Annotated in this window: 18 protein-coding genes; 13 read left to right on the forward strand and 5 right to left on the reverse strand. The window is 38.2% G+C overall.

From position 1 onward, the window contains the following. Positions 1 to 9: 9 nt before the first annotated feature. From AB6T38_RS11090 to AB6T38_RS11100, 3 genes are all read right to left on the reverse strand, one after another. Positions 10 to 1,263: an efflux RND transporter periplasmic adaptor subunit gene (locus AB6T38_RS11090; protein WP_372547381.1), complete on the reverse strand. Its 1,254-nt coding sequence runs from the start codon at positions 1,261 to 1,263 to the stop codon at positions 10 to 12. Between the two features lie 55 nt (positions 1,264 to 1,318). Beyond that, complete coding sequence (locus tag AB6T38_RS11095) at positions 1,319 to 2,536, reverse strand: TolC family protein (RefSeq protein ID WP_372547382.1); 1,218 nt, start codon at positions 2,534 to 2,536, stop codon at positions 1,319 to 1,321. Between the two features lie 83 nt (positions 2,537 to 2,619). Continuing rightward, the gene (locus AB6T38_RS11100; RefSeq protein ID WP_372547383.1) at positions 2,620 to 2,970 is read right to left on the reverse strand and encodes a hypothetical protein; all 351 of its coding nucleotides are present in this window, start codon (positions 2,968 to 2,970) and stop codon (positions 2,620 to 2,622) included. A 165-nt stretch (positions 2,971 to 3,135) separates the two neighbouring features. Here AB6T38_RS11100 and AB6T38_RS11105 point away from each other — a divergent pair, with 165 nt between their 5' ends. The 5 genes from AB6T38_RS11105 (at position 3,136) to AB6T38_RS11125 (ending at position 9,890) form a co-directional block, all read left to right on the forward strand. After that, complete coding sequence (locus tag AB6T38_RS11105) at positions 3,136 to 4,035, forward strand: cation transporter (protein WP_372547384.1); 900 nt, start codon at positions 3,136 to 3,138, stop codon at positions 4,033 to 4,035. A gap of 85 nt (positions 4,036 to 4,120) precedes the next feature. After that, positions 4,121 to 4,417 (forward strand): hypothetical protein, encoded by a 297-nt coding sequence (locus AB6T38_RS11110; RefSeq protein WP_235312836.1) that lies wholly within the window; start codon positions 4,121 to 4,123, stop codon positions 4,415 to 4,417. A gap of 73 nt (positions 4,418 to 4,490) precedes the next feature. After that, the gene (locus AB6T38_RS11115; protein WP_235312837.1) at positions 4,491 to 5,783 is read left to right on the forward strand and encodes a TolC family protein; all 1,293 of its coding nucleotides are present in this window, start codon (positions 4,491 to 4,493) and stop codon (positions 5,781 to 5,783) included. Between the two features lie 71 nt (positions 5,784 to 5,854). Continuing rightward, the gene (locus AB6T38_RS11120; protein WP_372547385.1) at positions 5,855 to 6,751 is read left to right on the forward strand and encodes an efflux RND transporter periplasmic adaptor subunit; all 897 of its coding nucleotides are present in this window, start codon (positions 5,855 to 5,857) and stop codon (positions 6,749 to 6,751) included. 10 nt (positions 6,752 to 6,761) lie between these two features. Next, on the forward strand, positions 6,762 to 9,890 hold the full coding sequence (locus AB6T38_RS11125) for an efflux RND transporter permease subunit (protein ID WP_372547386.1): 3,129 nt from the start codon (positions 6,762 to 6,764) through the stop codon (positions 9,888 to 9,890). A gap of 83 nt (positions 9,891 to 9,973) precedes the next feature. Here the strand turns inward: AB6T38_RS11125 and AB6T38_RS11130 are convergent, their stop codons facing one another. Both AB6T38_RS11130 and AB6T38_RS11135 read right to left on the reverse strand, forming a co-directional pair. After that, on the reverse strand, positions 9,974 to 10,861 hold the full coding sequence (locus AB6T38_RS11130) for a cation diffusion facilitator family transporter (RefSeq protein WP_235312840.1): 888 nt from the start codon (positions 10,859 to 10,861) through the stop codon (positions 9,974 to 9,976). Further along, positions 10,848 to 11,579 (reverse strand): transglutaminase family protein, encoded by a 732-nt coding sequence (locus AB6T38_RS11135; RefSeq protein WP_235312841.1) that lies wholly within the window; start codon positions 11,577 to 11,579, stop codon positions 10,848 to 10,850. The genes AB6T38_RS11130 and AB6T38_RS11135 overlap by 14 nt, the downstream gene beginning before the upstream one ends. A gap of 77 nt (positions 11,580 to 11,656) precedes the next feature. On the opposite strand from AB6T38_RS11135, the gene cadR reads away from it, so the two are divergent. The 8 genes from cadR to AB6T38_RS11175 all read left to right on the forward strand — a co-directional run bounded on the left by cadR (position 11,657) and on the right by AB6T38_RS11175 (position 17,458). Beyond that, positions 11,657 to 12,046 carry a Cd(II)/Pb(II)-responsive transcriptional regulator gene (gene cadR, locus AB6T38_RS11140; protein WP_235312842.1) on the forward strand — a complete coding sequence of 130 codons (390 nt, stop codon included), beginning with the start codon at positions 11,657 to 11,659 and terminating at the stop codon, positions 12,044 to 12,046. Positions 12,047 to 12,088: 42 nt separating this feature from the next. Next, complete coding sequence (locus tag AB6T38_RS11145; protein ID WP_299082368.1) at positions 12,089 to 12,466, forward strand: MerR family transcriptional regulator; 378 nt, start codon at positions 12,089 to 12,091, stop codon at positions 12,464 to 12,466. A gap of 61 nt (positions 12,467 to 12,527) precedes the next feature. Further along, positions 12,528 to 12,917, forward strand: a complete 390-nt coding sequence (merC, locus tag AB6T38_RS11150) for an organomercurial transporter MerC (protein WP_235312846.1) — start codon at positions 12,528 to 12,530, stop codon at positions 12,915 to 12,917. Beyond that, positions 12,905 to 13,120 (forward strand): GDCCVxC domain-containing (seleno)protein, encoded by a 216-nt coding sequence (locus AB6T38_RS11155; RefSeq protein WP_235312847.1) that lies wholly within the window; start codon positions 12,905 to 12,907, stop codon positions 13,118 to 13,120. The genes merC and AB6T38_RS11155 overlap by 13 nt, the downstream gene beginning before the upstream one ends. Positions 13,121 to 13,339: 219 nt before the next feature. Beyond that, a complete protein-coding gene (locus AB6T38_RS11160) occupies positions 13,340 to 13,717 on the forward strand; it encodes a hypothetical protein (RefSeq protein ID WP_235312848.1) in 378 nt (125 codons plus the stop codon). 104 nt (positions 13,718 to 13,821) lie between these two features. Then, on the forward strand, positions 13,822 to 14,319 hold the full coding sequence (locus tag AB6T38_RS11165) for a DUF411 domain-containing protein (protein WP_235312849.1): 498 nt from the start codon (positions 13,822 to 13,824) through the stop codon (positions 14,317 to 14,319). Beyond that, positions 14,319 to 15,704: a TolC family protein gene (locus AB6T38_RS11170; RefSeq protein WP_372547387.1), complete on the forward strand. Its 1,386-nt coding sequence runs from the start codon at positions 14,319 to 14,321 to the stop codon at positions 15,702 to 15,704. Before AB6T38_RS11165 ends, AB6T38_RS11170 begins: the two co-directional genes overlap by 1 nt. Then, positions 15,704 to 17,458 (forward strand): efflux RND transporter periplasmic adaptor subunit, encoded by a 1,755-nt coding sequence (locus AB6T38_RS11175; protein WP_372547388.1) that lies wholly within the window; start codon positions 15,704 to 15,706, stop codon positions 17,456 to 17,458. Before AB6T38_RS11170 ends, AB6T38_RS11175 begins: the two co-directional genes overlap by 1 nt. Positions 17,459 to 17,468: the final 10 nt, after the last annotated feature.

Genomic DNA, 17,468 nt, shown 5'->3' on the forward strand with positions numbered 1-17,468 from the left:
TATTTCTCCTTAGTGGTTGTGCGGATCAAATCCGCCTTTTGCAATTTCAGAAGCAACAAAGAAAGCGCCTTTGGTGACAATTCGTGTTCCACTTTCAACGCCGATTATTTCCCTAAAATCACCTAAGGCTCGCCCTAATTCAATTTCTACAGCTTTAAATTCTCCGGGGTGGTCTTCAACGAATATGGTCCAATCACCATCAGCACCGCGGACCAAGGCTTCTTCCGGCACAGCCATTACTTTCTCTTGGGTTGAAAATTGAAAATAGACTTTTACAAACATACCTGAATGGAGGTTGTCGTCTTTGTTTTCCACTGACAGACGAACTATCCTCGTTCTAGTTAATGGATCTATAGTGTGCGCTTCTTGAATGACTTTTGCGTTGTAACTTTGCCCCTCTAATTTGACTATCCCCGGAGAGTTTTTGGACAAATCAAGCTTTTTATTAGGCGATACTTTTGCTTCTACCCATAGTTGCTTTTCGTCTGCTAGCAACATCACTGTATCACCAGCATTAACGCGTTGTCCTTGGATAAAATCGTCTTGAAGCACTACGCCTTCACGCTGTGCTGTTAATGTATATTGCCCAAATGCTTTAATGTCTTTGTTAGAAATACTCTGAATTGCTTTTTCAGTTAACCCTAAAGCAATGAGTTTTCCGTAAGAAGCGTTGTAAGTTGTTTCAGCTAGCAACAAGCGGCTTTCGCTGACTGTTTTATTGCCTAGTTTTTTAATGCGTTGCCATTCTGTTGAAGCGATTAAATAGTCCGCTTGTGCTTGTGCCATCGCTTCACTAAATAATGTGACTAACTTTTGGCCTATTTCTACGTGTTCTCCAAGAGCTGCATGGCGACTAATAATGACCGATTCAGTACGAGGAGATACGACATAACTTCTGTAACCATTTGCCTTGATTTCACCGGGTGCGTATATCGAACTGTATTGATATTCTGGAACAATGCTTTCCACTTTTATGTTAGCAAGTGACATCTTTTTTGGGCTAAGAGTTATACCTTCTTCATGCTTTTCCTCTTTACTTTCAACTCCATGTCCGTGCTCGTCATGGTCACCTTTATCTTCTTCATGTCCTTTTTCGTGATCGTCATGATCATCTTTATGTTCTTTTACATCTTGCTGTGAAATCTTTGCGGCAGAATCCATAACATCTGACGATTGACCAAAAGCAATGTGACTCGTAGAAAGCCCAACTAAAAGGCTGCTCATTACTACGGCTAATAATTTTTTACTAAATATTGTATTCATTTTTATAACCTATATTTTATAAATTTGAGATTTCGCTTGTTTAAAATTGGAGCTGTTAAATCTCAAATTTGGATAACTGACCCATACTTGAAATGAAGGAAATTTCGGCAACCTTGAATTGCTTTTCCAGTTGAATTCCTGTGTGAAGTCCTTCTGCCCGTTGATTTAAAGCAAATAAATAATCAGAAGTATTTATGTCACCTGCTTCCCAGCGTTTGTTTAGTAATTTTTCGCTGTTATTCAACCTGCCGTGGGTAAGTTTTAACCACTGTTCGTAATATTTTTTACTAACCGAAAGTGATTCATAGTTAGCTTTTGCTTTAAAAGACTGCTTGCGAAAAACCGACTGAAATTTGGCTTCTGCGGCAATAGATTTTGAGTAGGCAAATTTAATAGTATCGGAGTAGTTATTCCTGATATTTAAAGGCATTGAAAATGTAAGTCCAACTGTACTTTCATTGCCACTTTCACCTGCGCTAATCCCAATGGTGGGATTTGCTTTAGCTTCTATTGTGCTAAGTTGAGCCTTGGCTTGTTGCTCTTGCCAATACGCTTTAGCAAGTTTTACTTTAGGGTGTTGTTTAACCCATTCTGTATTGAAGGAATAATTTGTTGTCTTAAACTCAAACTGCTGTCCTTTGGCTATGTCTGGAGTCCAATCCGGCAGTAACTCTTGTACCTGAACTTCCGCATGCTTTAACGCAATTTGATATTCGGAAATTTCACTAAAGGTTTGTGCTAGGTTTAGATACACTAATTCAGCATCAATAGGGTCCAGTAGTCCCACTTTTTGCTTTTCATCAACAATGCTAACCAGTGTTCGCAGTTGTTCTTCTTTTTCAATTAACAATTTTGCTGCATCTTTGGAAGCCTGCCAATTAACAAGCGCGATTAGTGCTTCGGCTTTCTTTGATTCAAGTAAATCTAATAATTGCTGTTGATTCATGTAAAAAACAATTTCACCAATGTTTTTGTTGGATGACTGTTTATCCCATAAATCAATAGTTTGACTCAGACCAACTGAAAAGTTTTTAAAATCACCTTCCTTTTCATAACTAGCCTCAAACTCAGGGTTATAGATAGCTTTAGTCAAGCTTTTTGCCTGATATTGACTAGCTTTGAGTAACTCTCTTGCCTCAATAATTTCAGGATCTTTATTTATTTGGTTTTCTAACCATGAAGTACTTTTTTCTTTGCCATAAGCATTAATTGAAAAGCTTATAGCAAGACACATAGACAGGCATACACCTGTATTTTTGAAATATAAATACATATGAACTCTTAATTTTTAAATTAATAAACACCAACTTTTTTATCCTTGTGACAGGATATAAAGGTCATTAATAATCAAATAAATTAAGATTTAGGAGGGCGTAATATGGAGTCTTGGTAATCTTTTGTTTGATCTACCTGAGGGGAAAATCGGTTTATGAAATGTAACTTAGCAGTACTGTTTAAATTGCTAACTAATATCCATGATAGGTGGCTACCACTGCAATGCCCACAGTGATGACAATCTTTAATTTCGTGCTGACTATCACCTGCGTTTTCTTTGATAATATTAGGGTCATTTTTATGGTCATGTTGTGTTTGCAGGTGTTCAACGTCTACTTGATGACTATCATAAGTTGCGGACGCAATAGACGATAACGATTGCAAAACAATCGAAACGACTAAGAGCATTTTTAGCACAACATTAAGGTTCAAGGTTATCACCACTTAAAATATAGTTTAAAATACTAGCAGGAACTATTTACTTAAACTAGCTTTTCCTGTCAGTTTCCACGCTTTTACATTAAATAGCTTTTTTATTTGACTCTATAGCCACTATAGATTTTATACTTATTTTAATATTGTTTCGGAATGTTAAATATGTCAGAAAAATGTAGTGGTCAGTGTCAATCATCTCCTACCAACGAAGACGTAAAAATTGATACACAATTAGATAACTATAGTGGCGCGTTAGTTAGTACATTTAAAGTGCCTCAAATGGATTGTCCTTCAGAAGAGAGATTGATCAGATTAGCACTTGACTCAATTCAGCCTTCAGTTGGATTGCAATTTGATATTCCTAGTCGATTAGTCAAAGTTTTTCATGATGAAAATTTAGATGAGATAACAAAAAAGTTACAACAACTTAAACTCGGTGCAGAGTTAGCATCAACTAAACAAAGTTGCAGTACAGAAGCTGCAAAAGTAAAAGATCTATCTCAAAAAAATGAGATTAAAGAAGCATTAACACTAAAATGGTTATTGGCTATTAACGGAGTCATGTTTTTTATAGAGATAATTGCCGGGATTATTGCTCAGTCTACTGGCCTTATTGCTGACTCATTAGATATGTTTGCTGATGCTGCGGTGTATGGTTTAGCTATATATGCTGTCGGTAAAAGTATCAGCATGAAACTTAGAGCTGCACATATATCTGGTGTGCTTCAAATTATTCTAGCGCTAGGAGCTTTGAGTGAAGTCGTAAGACGTTTTATTTATGGTAGTGAGCCTATGTCATCTTTAATGATGATATTTGGCGGTATTGCACTAATCGCTAACATTGCTTGTCTGTTTTTAATATTTGGTAATAAAGAAGACGGCGCTCATATGAAAGCAAGCTGGATTTTTTCCGCAAATGACGTTATTGCAAATGTTGGGGTAATCTTAGCTGGCTTTTTAGTTACAGTAACAAGCAGCCGTTATCCAGATTTAGTGATTGGTTTGATTATTGCTGTTGTCGTTTTAAACGGTGCTCGCCGCATCTTACAGCTAAAGTCTTAAGTAGAAAGTAGTTAAAAGAATGCACCCGTCATATTTAAAACCATATATATCATACGTGATAATGATTTTAATCGCGGTGCAGTCTGTGTTTTTTTCGCAAGAAGAGATTGAAGGAAACTTAATTGAAAGTTCTTTTAATATATCACTAACTGAGTCTATTACCCCGCTAAAAGCTCCTGAAAGCTCTAATTTATTTGAGGAGGGTAATAGCCAAACTTTAATTGATAATTGTAATTTTTGTTGCTGCTGTCAGTTATTTTTAAATACAGATTCTTCTTGTAATATTTTACAAGCAATAGAATATTTCCCTACCTACGCCTTAGTTTCCCCTGAGCTAAAAGGCTATATGTCGGTGCCATTCCGCCCACCTAAATACGCCTAAATTTTATAGAAAATTAAGAAAGGTCACATGTTAATGACCTAAATATTACATATAAATTTATAGGAAAGTATACATGGCACTTAATACCTGTGTGCATCGCAAGATAGCAATTTTGAGGTGTGTAACACCTCGGCTTAAATATATCGCGTTTCTCGCTTTGTCACTTTTTACATTTAATGTTTATGCGTTTGAAAATCAGTTAAACCTTCAAGAAGCAATTCAGTGGACGCTTAAACAAAATCCCGAACTTAAAATATTTGATTTCAAGCAAACGGCATTAACAGGACAAGAACAAACAGCAAGTTTAAATCCCGAATATGAACTAGAAATTGAAGCTGAGAACTTTGCAGGTTCAGGTGAATTTAATGCATTCGGCAGTGCTGAATTAACTGTCGCTCTATCTTCGGTTATTGAAATGGGAGACAAACGCTCAGCGCGAATTGGGCTTATTTCAAACTCAAGAGCACTGCTCACTGCTGAAAAAGAGGTAGCAGCGCTAAACTTAATGGCTCAAGTCACTGAAAAGTACGTGGAAGTACTAGCAGCACAACAAAGAGTAATATTGGCAAAAAATGCACTGAGTTTAGCGAAAGAAACGTTAGAGATTGTATCTCAGCGTAACCGTGCAGGTGCTACTCCTGAGGCTGAAGTGAAACGTTCAAAAGCAGTTATTGCTCAGGCAAATTTGACCGTTCAATCTGAACAAAAGCGCTTGGAATATTTGAAGCTCTCATTAGCAGCCTACTGGGGGGAAAACTCTGTAACCTTCTCTGAAGTACAAGGGGATCTTTTTCAGTTTGGCAATGATAGTGACTTTAACAGCCTTTTTGCGAAGTTAGAGAAGAACCCTGCTATTCAAATCTATGCAAGTGAACAGCGACTAAAAGAGGCTGAAATACAGTTAGCTAAAACAGAGTCAACGGCCAATATCAAATGGTCTGTTGGTGTTAGGCGCTCTCAAGAAGCCAATGATACGGCACTGGTCGCTGGCTTTAGCTTACCTTTGTTTGCTGAAAAGCGAAATTCTGGTGCAATCGCTAGTGCGCTAGCAGAGCGTGACCAAGTTGCCATAGAGAAAGAGGCGACTAAGTTGAGGTTTAGAAATCACTTACTACGAGCATACTCCAATAGAAAACAAGCCATATTAACAGCTAATTCATTAAAGCAGTCGGTTATCCCAATGCTTGAAGATGCACTGGAAGATACTCAAGACGCCTATCAAAAAGGTCGATATGGATATCTTGATTATGTATCGGCTAGACAAGAGCTGTTAAATGCTCGGCGAACCCTCATTGATGCGGCATCTGCTGCCCTAATTTATGGCGCAGAGATAGAAAAACTAACAAACGAAGCGCTGTCACTCTAAAAAAAGCATCACTTTAAGCTTAATAACAATTTATTGATTCAGTTATTAACTGAATCGTTTAGGAATTAAAAATGAAAAACTATTTACTCGCACTATTGATTTTTATTGGGTATTTGTCACCCATTCAAAGTGTTTTCGCTAGTGAAGATGAACATGAAGGCGAAGAAGGCATAAGCAAAATCGACAATAACATGGCAAAAAAGGTTGGTGTTGAAACAGCCTATTTAGCTTCAAAAACGTTGAACCAAACTATCCCTGCATACGGCTCTACGACGATAGGCGCTGAACAATTATTTCAAGTTGGCGCTAGATATAACGGCGTTATAAAGACAATAAACTTCACTGTTGGTGATACGGTAAAAAAAGGCGATCTATTAGCCGTTATTGAATCTAATGAGAGCTTAAATACTTATAAAATAACATCGCCTGTTTCTGGGACTGTTTTACAGCGAAATGGAAATATTGGCGGTATCACGCAAAACACTAGCTTGTTTGAAATCGTCAATTTTGACACCTTGTGGGCTGAATTTAAGGTGTTTACCAGCCAATATAATCAAATCAAAGTCGGTCAGCATGTTGATATTGAGCAAGGTGAACACGCATTCAGTTCAGTCATCACTAATATTATTCCAGCTAAAGACCAACCTTATGTATTGGCACGGGTACGATTAAACAACACTGAGTTAAAGCTAACGTCAGGTCAATTATTAAAAGGCAACGTCAAAATAAATCAATTCAAGGTGGATTTAGCCGTTGAGAAAGTAGCTATCCAAGAACTGGGGGGACAATTAGGTGTATTTGTTAAAGAAGATGAAGAGTACGAATTTGCACCGCTTGTATTAGGACGTTCAGATAAGAACTATATCGAGGTTATTGGTGGCCTCAGTAAAGACACTGAATATGTAAACAAAAACAGTTATCTGATAAAAGCAGATATATTGAAATCTGAAGTAGAAGACGACGATTAGGAGACGCAATATGATTGAATCAATTTTGCGTCTTGCAATAAATAGGCGCTACTTAGTATTAAGCTTGCTGATGGTAATCATCGGCGTTGGTATGTGGAGTTATCAAAAACTTCCCATTGATGCTGTTCCAGATATAACAAACGTGCAGGTACAAATAAACACTTCTGCCCCCGGTTATTCACCTTTGGAAGCGGAACAAAGGGTGACCTTTCCTGTAGAAACAGCCTTAGCCGGATTGCCAAAGCTGTCTCACACCCGCTCCCTGTCAAGATATGGATTATCTCAAGTAACCGTTATTTTTGAAGAGGGAACCGATATTTATTTTGCTCGCAACTTAATCAATGCCAGACTAGCTGCGATAAAAGGCGTTATTCCCTCTGGCTTAGAGCCAGAAATGGGTCCTATTTCCACAGGGCTTGGCGAAATATTTATGTATACCGTACAAGCTTCTCCTGACGCTAAAATGCCTAATGGAGAGCCTTACACCGCTATTGCCCTGAGGGAAATTCAAGACTGGATCATTAAACCGCAATTGGCTCAAGTTAAAGGCGTCATTGAGGTCAACAGTATCGGCGGCTACAATAAGCAATATCACATAACACCGAAACCTGAAAAATTACTTTTTCATCAGGTGAGCTTTGAAGAAATATCTGATGCATTACGTAAAAATAATGATAACCGTGGCGCGGGTTATATCGAGCAAAACGGACAGCAAGTTTTAGTACGCTCCATTGGGCAACTAGCGACAATAGATGAGATCCTCAATGTCATCATCAAAAAGAACGATGGTATTCCTGTAAAAATAAGTGATGTTGCCAATGTTGCTATAGGCAAAGAACTTAGAACAGGGGCTGCTACTCGTAATGGCATTGAGACAGTGCTTGGTACAACCATGATGCTGATTGGTGAGAATTCTCGCACCGTTGCTTTAGAAGTGGAACATAAGCTCAGCGAAATACAAAAATCTCTGCCAAAGGGCATTACCGCAGAGCCTGTTTACGACAGAACAACGTTAGTAGATAAAGCGATTGCAACCGTTACCAAAAACCTCGTTGAAGGTGCGCTTTTAGTTATTGTTGTGTTATTTATTCTACTTGGAAATTTACGTGCAGCTCTCATTACCGCTGCTGTTATCCCTATTTCCATGTTAATGACAATCACAGGTATGGTGCAAGCAGGAGTATCTGCCAATTTAATGAGTCTCGGCGCATTGGACTTTGGCTTGATAGTGGACGGGGCTGTAATCATCGTTGAAAACTCTGTCCGTAGGTTAGCACAGGCCCAACACAACGGTCATAGGCAAGACTTAAGAGAACGCCTAAATACCGTTTTTGAAGCCACTTCAGAAGTGATACGTCCAAGCTTGTTTGGTGTGGCAATTATCACTGTTGTTTACATCCCCATTTTCACGCTAACTGGCGTTGAAGGGAAAATGTTCCACCCTATGGCGGCAACTGTCGTTATGGCGTTAATTTCCGCAATGATCCTTTCAGTTACACTGGTTCCTGCTGCTGTAGCTGTGTTTATGAAAGGTAAAATCAGCGAAAAAGAAAGTGTTGTTATTCGTTCAACCAAGTCTATTTACAAACCAATGCTAATTATAGCAATGAAATTTCGTTGGATTATTGTTTCATTTTCAACGCTGTTAATGGGGTATAGCCTTTGGTTAGCAACTACGCTTGGGACAGAATTTGTTCCACAATTAAATGAAGGTGATATTGCACTACAGGCATTAAGAATTCCATCGACTGGCCTAGAGCAATCAGTAGAAATGCAAGAAGTACTTGAGCAACGTATTAAAGCGTTTCCTGAAGTTGATAAAGTATTCTCGCGCATCGGCACACCAGAAGTAGCAACTGATCCAATGCCACCGAGTATTGCTGATATCTTTGTTATTTTAAAACCACGTAAAGATTGGGCCGAACCTTCAAAGCCAAAGAGTGAATTAGTTGAAGAAATGGAAGAGGTACTGAAAAACATTCCGGGCAACAACTATGAATTCACTCAGCCTATTCAAATGCGTTTCAATGAATTGATTTCTGGCGTTAGAGCTGATGTGGGCATCAAAGTATTTGGCGATGATTTGGATCGGTTATTACTTACCGCAAAAGATATTCTAAATATTGTGAAAACCGTAGATGGTGCAGCAGATGCCAGAATGGAACAAGTCACAGGTGTTCCATCTTTATCGGTAATCCCTAAACGCGAAGCACTTGGTAGGTATGGATTGAACGTTACCGAATTGCAAGACTGGGTTGCCACTGCAATAGGGGGGGAATCTGCGGGGATCATTTATGAAGGAGACAGACGATTTGAGTTAGTTGTTCGTCTACCGGAGCAAACTAGAACGGATATTGATGGTTTGAAATTTCTGCCGCTTCCACTTGAGAATGGTAACTATGTGCCACTTGAAGAAGTGGCAGAGCTTAAATCTGAGTCTTTACCTGCTCAAATTAGCCGTGAGAGCGGTAAAAGAAGAGTTGTGGTTACCGTCAATGTTCGTGGTAGAGATTTAGGCGGTTTTGTCAAAGAAGTGAAAGCTAAAATTAATCAGGAAGGAGAAATTCCAGCAGGATACTGGCTTGATTATGGCGGAACCTTTGAACAGCTAGAGTCAGCGAGTAAAAGATTAAGCTTAGTTGTGCCGATCACACTAATTGTTATCTTAGGTATTTTGGTTATTGCATTTGGTTCATTAAAAGATGCATTGATCATTTTCAGTGGTGTACCGTTAGCATTAACTGGGGGCGTAATTTCTCTTTATTTAAGAGACATGCCTTTATCTATTTCGGCAGGTGTCGGCTTCATAGCATTGTCAGGTGTTGCCGTATTAAATGGCTTGGTTATGTTGGCTTTTATTCGAGACCTTTGGCATGAAAAAGGCGACCTTTACGTAGCGATCATTGAAGGTGCCATCATTCGTTTAAGACCTATTTTAATGACGGCACTGGTTGCTAGTTTAGGTTTTATTCCAATGGCGCTAAATACTGGTATTGGTGCAGAAGTACAACGACCACTAGCAACAGTTGTTATCGGCGGTATTATATCTTCTACAATTTTAACTTTATTTGTATTACCTATTTTATATCAATGGGCGCATGGCTCTGAGAGTAGCAAACAGCAATCCGACGAAATTTAAAATCAAAAAAGCAGCTTAATTACTAGGTTATGCCTAATTAAGCTGCTTGTTATATTTTATGCCTAACATTTGGTTGATAAAGCTTACTGAGCTTCATCTCTACAATTTTCATTTAAAAACTCAAACTCTATCGTCGTGTGCGATAAGTGATAGGAAGATAATTTAGCTGCAATTTCTTGTTTAAGTCTAATTAATTCTTTAACTTCAAAGTTGTCTCTCAGCTCAAGATGCGCTGTTAGAACATGACTTTCACCATCCAATGACCAAAAGTGAATATGGTGAATACCATTAACTTCAGGAAATTCATTTAATGATTGCTTAATACGCTCTTGAGTTTCTTTATCGGGTGCGGCTTGAAGAAACAAGACGAGTGTTGATTTCAGGTTTCTGAAAACATTAAATAAGATGAATAACGTGAAGCCAATCGATAGTAGAGGATCTAATATCGGCAGTTCAACGAACAGCAGTACAATAGAGACTATAAGAACGGCAACCCAACCAAGTACATCTTCAAGTAGGTGCCATGTCAGTACTTTTTCATTTAATGTCTCACCCGCTTTTAATTTGAATACGGCATATCCGTTCACGGCAACACCGAGTATGGCAAGTCCCAGCATCCCCTCAACTACAGGCATTTCAGGATTGGACAACCTTGGTATGGCTTCAAATAAAACCCAAATAGAGCCAATAATTAAAACAATACTATTTACCAAAGCACCAAATAGTGTAAGTCTACGATAACCATAACTAAACCTATCTGATGCTTCTTTATTTGAAAAACGACTCAATAACCAAGCAAACCCTATAGACAGGCTATCACCCAAATCATGAACTGCATCTGCCATTATCGCCGTACTGTTGGTAAGCCAGCCACCTATAAACTCGATAATAGTAAATGTCACATTCAGAAAAAATGCCCAACCAATACGGTTGTCTTGTCCATGTTGATGACTGTGGTTATGGTTGTGCATTTTGTACCTCCAGTACTGTCTTTTTTCTAATATTAGCGACATTGAAGTTGATCAGATGACGGATCACTCGTTGATACATCCAACGTTTCACGCCTGATAAGTTAGTTCCTTGCTCACGATAGAACTCATCAGGGGAATCATAAAGTCCGAAATCGTCATGAATACCTTCTTTTTGAATATAGGTATCCTCTCCACGCCAATCCGTATCAGGTGATGAAAAGCACTTTGTCGCAACACCATAGCCACAAAAAACATCTTTTTCTTGGCTAAACCTTTGCTGTAAGGATGTTAGATATTGTGCATCCAAGATAAAGCCTTCTAAGTTGATCCAACGACCATCAAGGTATACCTCCACCCAACTGTGGATAATGTATTTAGGAGCTAACCAAAAAACATAGGTTGGTATGGCACCTTTTTGCAACTGTTGATTTATAGTAAACCCGTGAAATCGGCATGGAATGCCTAATCCACGCAATAGAGCCATCAATAGATTGCCTTTGGTATTACATTGACCATAACCATCAGACAGCACTTCACTCGCTGAAATATCATCGCTCTTGTTGTAGCCAAACAACATTTCATCTTTCACAAATTGGTAGGCTACACCAATTTTGTTGAAATCATCCAAGCTTTTCCACCTTCGTTGATTTATGAGGGATTGGATATTTTTGTGTTCAAAATTGACTATGCTGGTCTTGGTTAGATACTTATCACACATTTTCACCCCTTATTCACTTGTATGCTTTAACTATAAACCCTATAGTAACTATAGGGTCAAGTTTATTGGGAAGCTTTATGAAAATTGGCGAATTATCGAAGACATCAGGCTGTTCTATTCAAACGATTAGATATTATGAAAGACAAGGGTTGCTTTCAGATCCTGAGCGCTCTGAGGGTAACTTTAGGTTGTATTCCAATAAGGCGTTAAAAGAGCTGGAATTCGTTAAGCATTGTCGCAGCCTCGATATATCTCTTGATGATATCAAACGTCTTATTGAATTAAAGAATAAGCCAGAAGAAAGCTGCTCTAGTGTGAATGAATTGATTAAGCAGCAATTAAATTTAGTCAACAAACGCATGAAAGAATTAAAGGCCTTAAAAAATGAATTACAACATATGGCAAGTACATGCAATTCTGATAATACCATTGAAGGATGCGGTATTATTAAGTCGTTGGATAGTTAATCTAAATTCTGCTTTGAACTATTCTTAGTCGCAAAGGCAATTATGAAAACCATTGGTAAATTAGCACAATCATTAAATTTAAACGTAGAAACCATTCGTTTTTATGAGCGAGAAGGACTTATTACACAACCTACAAAACCAATATCAGGTTATAGACAATATGACGAAACAATAGCAGGACAACTTAGGTTCATCACAAAAGCCAAAATGCTCGGCTTTACGTTAAAAGAAATTAAATCGCTAATGTCTATGGACAACGACTGCGCTCAAGTTGAGTTATTAAGCCGACAAAAGTTAGCAATCATTCGAGAAAAAATTAGCGACCTTCAACGTTTAGAGAAAGTAATTGTGGATATGACAAATACCTGTATACAAAACGATGATCCAACATATTGCCCTATTATTGATGCATTAAAATGATTGACTCTGTACTTATGTACGGAGTTTAGAGTGTTGGTCATATCAATCAATAGACTTTCAAATGATAAATAAAATATTAGACAAAGTAGGCTCTGGTGGTGTTTGGCTAGCGGCACTTAGTTGTACAGGGTGTTTCCCTGCACTCGGTTCTTTAGCATCAGCGTTGGGGTTAGGATTTCTTTCTCATTTTGAGGGGATTGCTGTAAATACCTTATTACCTATATTTGCAACTCTGGCATTATTAGTAAACTTATACAACTGGCATAAAAATAAAAGCCATACCAGAGCTATCTTCAGCATTCTAGGGCCTGTAGCAGTGCTATTAACGCTTTATCCTCTATGGCAATATGATTGGAGCACATATCTATTTTACTTAGGTATTTGTTTAATGGTTGTTATGTCTGTATTAGATATCGTAAAACCAGTAAGGGTACAAGCATGCAAAATATAGAGCTTAAATCGACTATTACATGTCCTGAATGTGGGCATAGAAAAATGGAAAAAATGCCGACTAGCGCTTGTCAGTGGTATTATGAATGCGAATCATGCAAAGTTTTGTTAAAACCATTAAAGGGTGACTGCTGTGTTTACTGTTCGTATGGAACAGTAAAATGCCCACCTATTCAAGAAGGACATAATTGTTGCGCCAGTTAGCATAAGTGAATGTTTAATTTGTGCTAACTATTGTGATTATATAAGGACAGCTTTAGGCTCATATCTGCCAAAGATATAAGGTTACAAAGGTCGCTTAATCCGAAAAGTGATCAATGTTCTTATCATTAGGGTTAATTCAATCGACTAAAAAATAGTTCTTAATTTACATTGGGCGAAATATACATTAATATTTATTCGGTATTTTATCTAGAGAACTTTATGTTTAAACCACTTTCAAAAGTCTTAGTTTTAGTAGCTATGCTGATTGCCTTTGTTGGGCAAGCATTAGCTTATACAGCTATGTCTTGTGAAATGTCGGAAAATTCTCATCAATCTCTTATGACTATGGATCATTCTTCAATGAATTCTCATGAGGGAATGGATCATAGTGATATGAAAACTAGTGCTTCAAGTTCAGAAGACTGCTGCGACCAAGATTGTATTTGTCCTGCAAATGCATGTACATCAGTCACATTTTTGAATGCAAACAGTGGTTCAACTGATATTTTAGGGTTTACTGACACTATAGTGAACCAAGGTGCTGAACACCCAAAGTCAATTTCTACTTCCCTTTACCGCCCTCCAATATTTGCCTAACACAGGATTAGTGCGTCCAAAATTTACGCACAAAATAACTTTTCTTGTTAATTAATTAAGCGCTATTGCGCCTAAATATTGTCCAGCATTGTCTGGGGGCAAAAATGATCAAAATATTTTTTAAGTTAGCGGTAGTTGTGCTGCTAGTACCAGCATTTACTCACGCAACCGAGCATAATCATAAAAGTAATGCTGAAGTTAAACCAATCGAGTTATTAGTTTATAAAACTCCTACTTGTGGATGTTGTAAAAAATGGATATCTCATATTGAAGATGAAGGAATTATTGCGGACTCCAAAGATTTCCGAAACATCTCCAATATAAAAACTAAGTACGGTATCAAACCTAATTATCGCTCTTGTCATACAGCCGTTACAAGAAATGGCTTTGTGTTTGAAGGTCATGTACCTGCCAAATTCATAAAACAATTTTTATCTGAAAAACACGACAACGCCATTGGTTTGTCAGTTCCTGCGATGCCTATTGGCTCTCCGGGAATGGAAGTCGGTGAACGTTTTATGCCTTATAACGTGTTGGTTTTTTTTAAGGATGGAACTAGCAAAGTCTATGCAAAAGTGAATACCTATGAGGAGCAATTCTAATGAAATTAGGAATTCAAAACTTATCAAAGGTTACTGTTGGTTTAATGATTGGGTTTTCTGCATTTTACGCCCAAGCCGAAAAAGTTATTTCACTTCAACAGGCTATAGAGTTAGCTCAACAAAATGATCCTTGGTTACACGGCAGCAGCTTGAAACAACAGGCTGTAGAGAATATGAGTATAGCTTCCGGGACATTACCTGACCCTAAAATATCTGTTGGTATGATGAACTTGCCAACAGATACATGGAACTTCGACCAAGAAGGTATGACTCAATTTAAAGTTGGAGTGTCTCAAATGTTTCCTAGAGGAGATAGTTTGGCACTCAAACAACAACAGTTAAAAATTAAATCAACTCAATACCCATTGTTACGTGAAGACCGTAAAGCAAAATTAAAAAGTGAAGTTTCCCAACTTTGGTTAGATGCTTTTTTAGCGCAACAAACGATTAAGTTAATCGAAAACGATTGGGAGCTATTCGAGCAAATGGCGGAGGTTGCAAAAGCTAGTTATTCGAATGCGGTAGGAAAAACAAGGCAACAAGATGTCATTCGAGCACAGCTAGAAATCGTTCAATTAGAAGATAGATTGACAGTTCAAAAGCAAAAATTAGAAACGTCTATCGCTCGTCTAAACGAATGGCTTCATCTTTATAATGACAGTGATTTTGAAAAAGCGTTTGATTTTGATTCACAGCCAATAGAGTTCAATGTCTCAGAAGATCTACCTGCAATTCGATTGCAAAATCCTGCTGTTTTAACTGAGGTTCATTATTCGCGAAATGCTCTGGCATTAGCATTAGAAAACCATCCTGCCATTCGTGCAATTGATGTTAAGAAAAAAGTGTCTGAAAAAGCAATTACTATAGCCAAACAACAATATAAGCCCCAGTGGGGAGTTAACGCTAGCTATGCCTATCGTGATGATATGCCATCAGGAGATAGTCGATCGGACTTGTTTTCTGTTGGCGTGACATTTGATTTACCGTTATTCACTGAAGATAGACAAGATAAACAAGTTGCTGCATCAATCGCTGAATCAGAAGCTATCAGAACAGAGAAATTGTTATTAATAAAACAAATGATTAGCGCAATTGAAAAAGAGCTACGTCAGCTAAAAAGATTATCAGAAAGACAATCGATATATAAAGATCAATTGCTTAAACAAACCAACGAACAGGCTGAGTCTTCATTGACTGCTTACACCAACGATGATGGCGATTTTTCTGAAGTGGTTCGAGCAAGAATAGCTGGGCTTAATGCCAGAATATCAGCCTTAAAAATAGATGTTGATGCATTAAAAACAGTCGCTCGTATCAATTATTTCTTCGCACAGTCAAATACCAAACCAGTACTTGCGCACACCAGTAAATTTGGAGAAAAGTAATGTCATCTAATACGAAAATAATTATCGCAATCATCATAGGAGCTGCAATAGGTGCTGGGACCTTGAGTATATTCCAAAACTCGAACTATGATAGCTCGATCGCCAAATCTGAAGAAAAGAAGGCGCTTTATTGGGTTGCCCCGATGGATTCTAACTACCGCCGGGACAAGCCCGGTAAGTCTCCTATGGGGATGGATTTAATTCCCGTATATGAAGATGAATCATCAAGTGATGACTTCGGCCCCGGCGCAGTTAAAGTTTCTCCTCATGTCGTAAACAATCTTGGTGTTCGTACCGCACCTGTTGAACTAAAAAATATGCATACTGAAATCTCTACGGTAGGTTATGTACAATATGACGAGGATAAGCTAATTCATATCCACCCACGTGTTGATGGCTGGATCGAAAAGCTTTATGTCAAGGCTACTGGTAACCCTGTAGAAAAAGGGCAGCCACTCTACACCTTATATTCTCCCCAGTTAGTTAATGCTCAAGAAGAATTGTTAATTGCCTTAAAGCGCAATAACAGCTCTCTAGTTACGGCAGCTAAAGATCGTCTTAAAGCGCTGCAACTTTCAGCAGACTTTATTAAAGAATTAGAGCAAACAAGAAAAGTTCAGCAATCCATTACTTTTTATTCACCTCAAGCTGGTGTTGTGGATGGGTTAAAGATACGAGAAGGCTTTTATGTGAAGCCGGGAAATACGTTGCTTAGTATCGGCAAACTTGACCAAGTATGGGTAGAAGCTGAAGTGTTTGAACGAGATGCTGCGATGATCAAAGAAGGGTTGCCAGTATCAATGACTCTGGACTATCTGCCCGGTGAAGATTGGACTGGTGTTGTTGATTATGTTTACCCAACTTTAAACAACAAAACTCGCACCCTTAGAGTTCGGTTGAAATTTGATAATCCTGATTTTCAATTAAAGCCCAATATGTTCGCACAAGTTTCGATTCATGCAAATCAAACCGACAGTACGATTATTGTCCCTAAAGAGGCCGTCATTCGCACAGGTAAGCAAGACCGAGTGGTACTTGCTTTAGGTGAAGGACAATTTAAGTCTATTGAAGTCACTATTGGTCGAGTCGATATCGATAGTATCGAGATTTTGCATGGATTAACTGAAGAAGATGTGGTTGTTACGTCTGCTCAATTCTTAATTGATTCTGAATCAAGTAAATCATCCGACTTTAAACGTATGACCCATGATGAGGTGCCGAACTCAATTTGGATGCAAGGTGAAGTCAATAGCGTCATGACAGGACATCGTATGGTCAATATTACACATGGCCCGGCTGAAGCTTGGGATTGGCCTGAAATGACAATGGACTTTGATGTGGCTGAGAAAATCGATGTTGATTCTTTAAAGTCAGGTCAATCTTTACACTTCGAGGTGTCTAAAACCGAAGATAGTGGATATGAAGTAACTGGTATTCATATCATGAGTGAGCCAGAAGTATCCTCTGCAACAGTCTCAGGTTTAATTAATGAAATAACCTTAGGCAATCGCACTTTCAATATTAGTCGAGGCCCTGTAGAGAAGTGGGATAGACCTGCTGCGACGATGGATTTTGTCGTCGGGGAAAATATAGAAATCGCTGACTTTAGTGTTGGTGACAGCGTCATATTCACATTTGAAGAGAGAGGTGAATTGGTTATCACTGAAATGTCCCTTGAATCAAATGAACAAAACAGCAACGAGCATGAGACAAATCATGTACAGAAAGCTGTTGTCGATCATTCGAATCATTAAATAGGGAGAT

This window comes from Aliiglaciecola sp. SL4 (assembly GCF_041538045.1).
Classification (GTDB): Bacteria; Pseudomonadota; Gammaproteobacteria; order Enterobacterales; family Alteromonadaceae; genus Aliiglaciecola.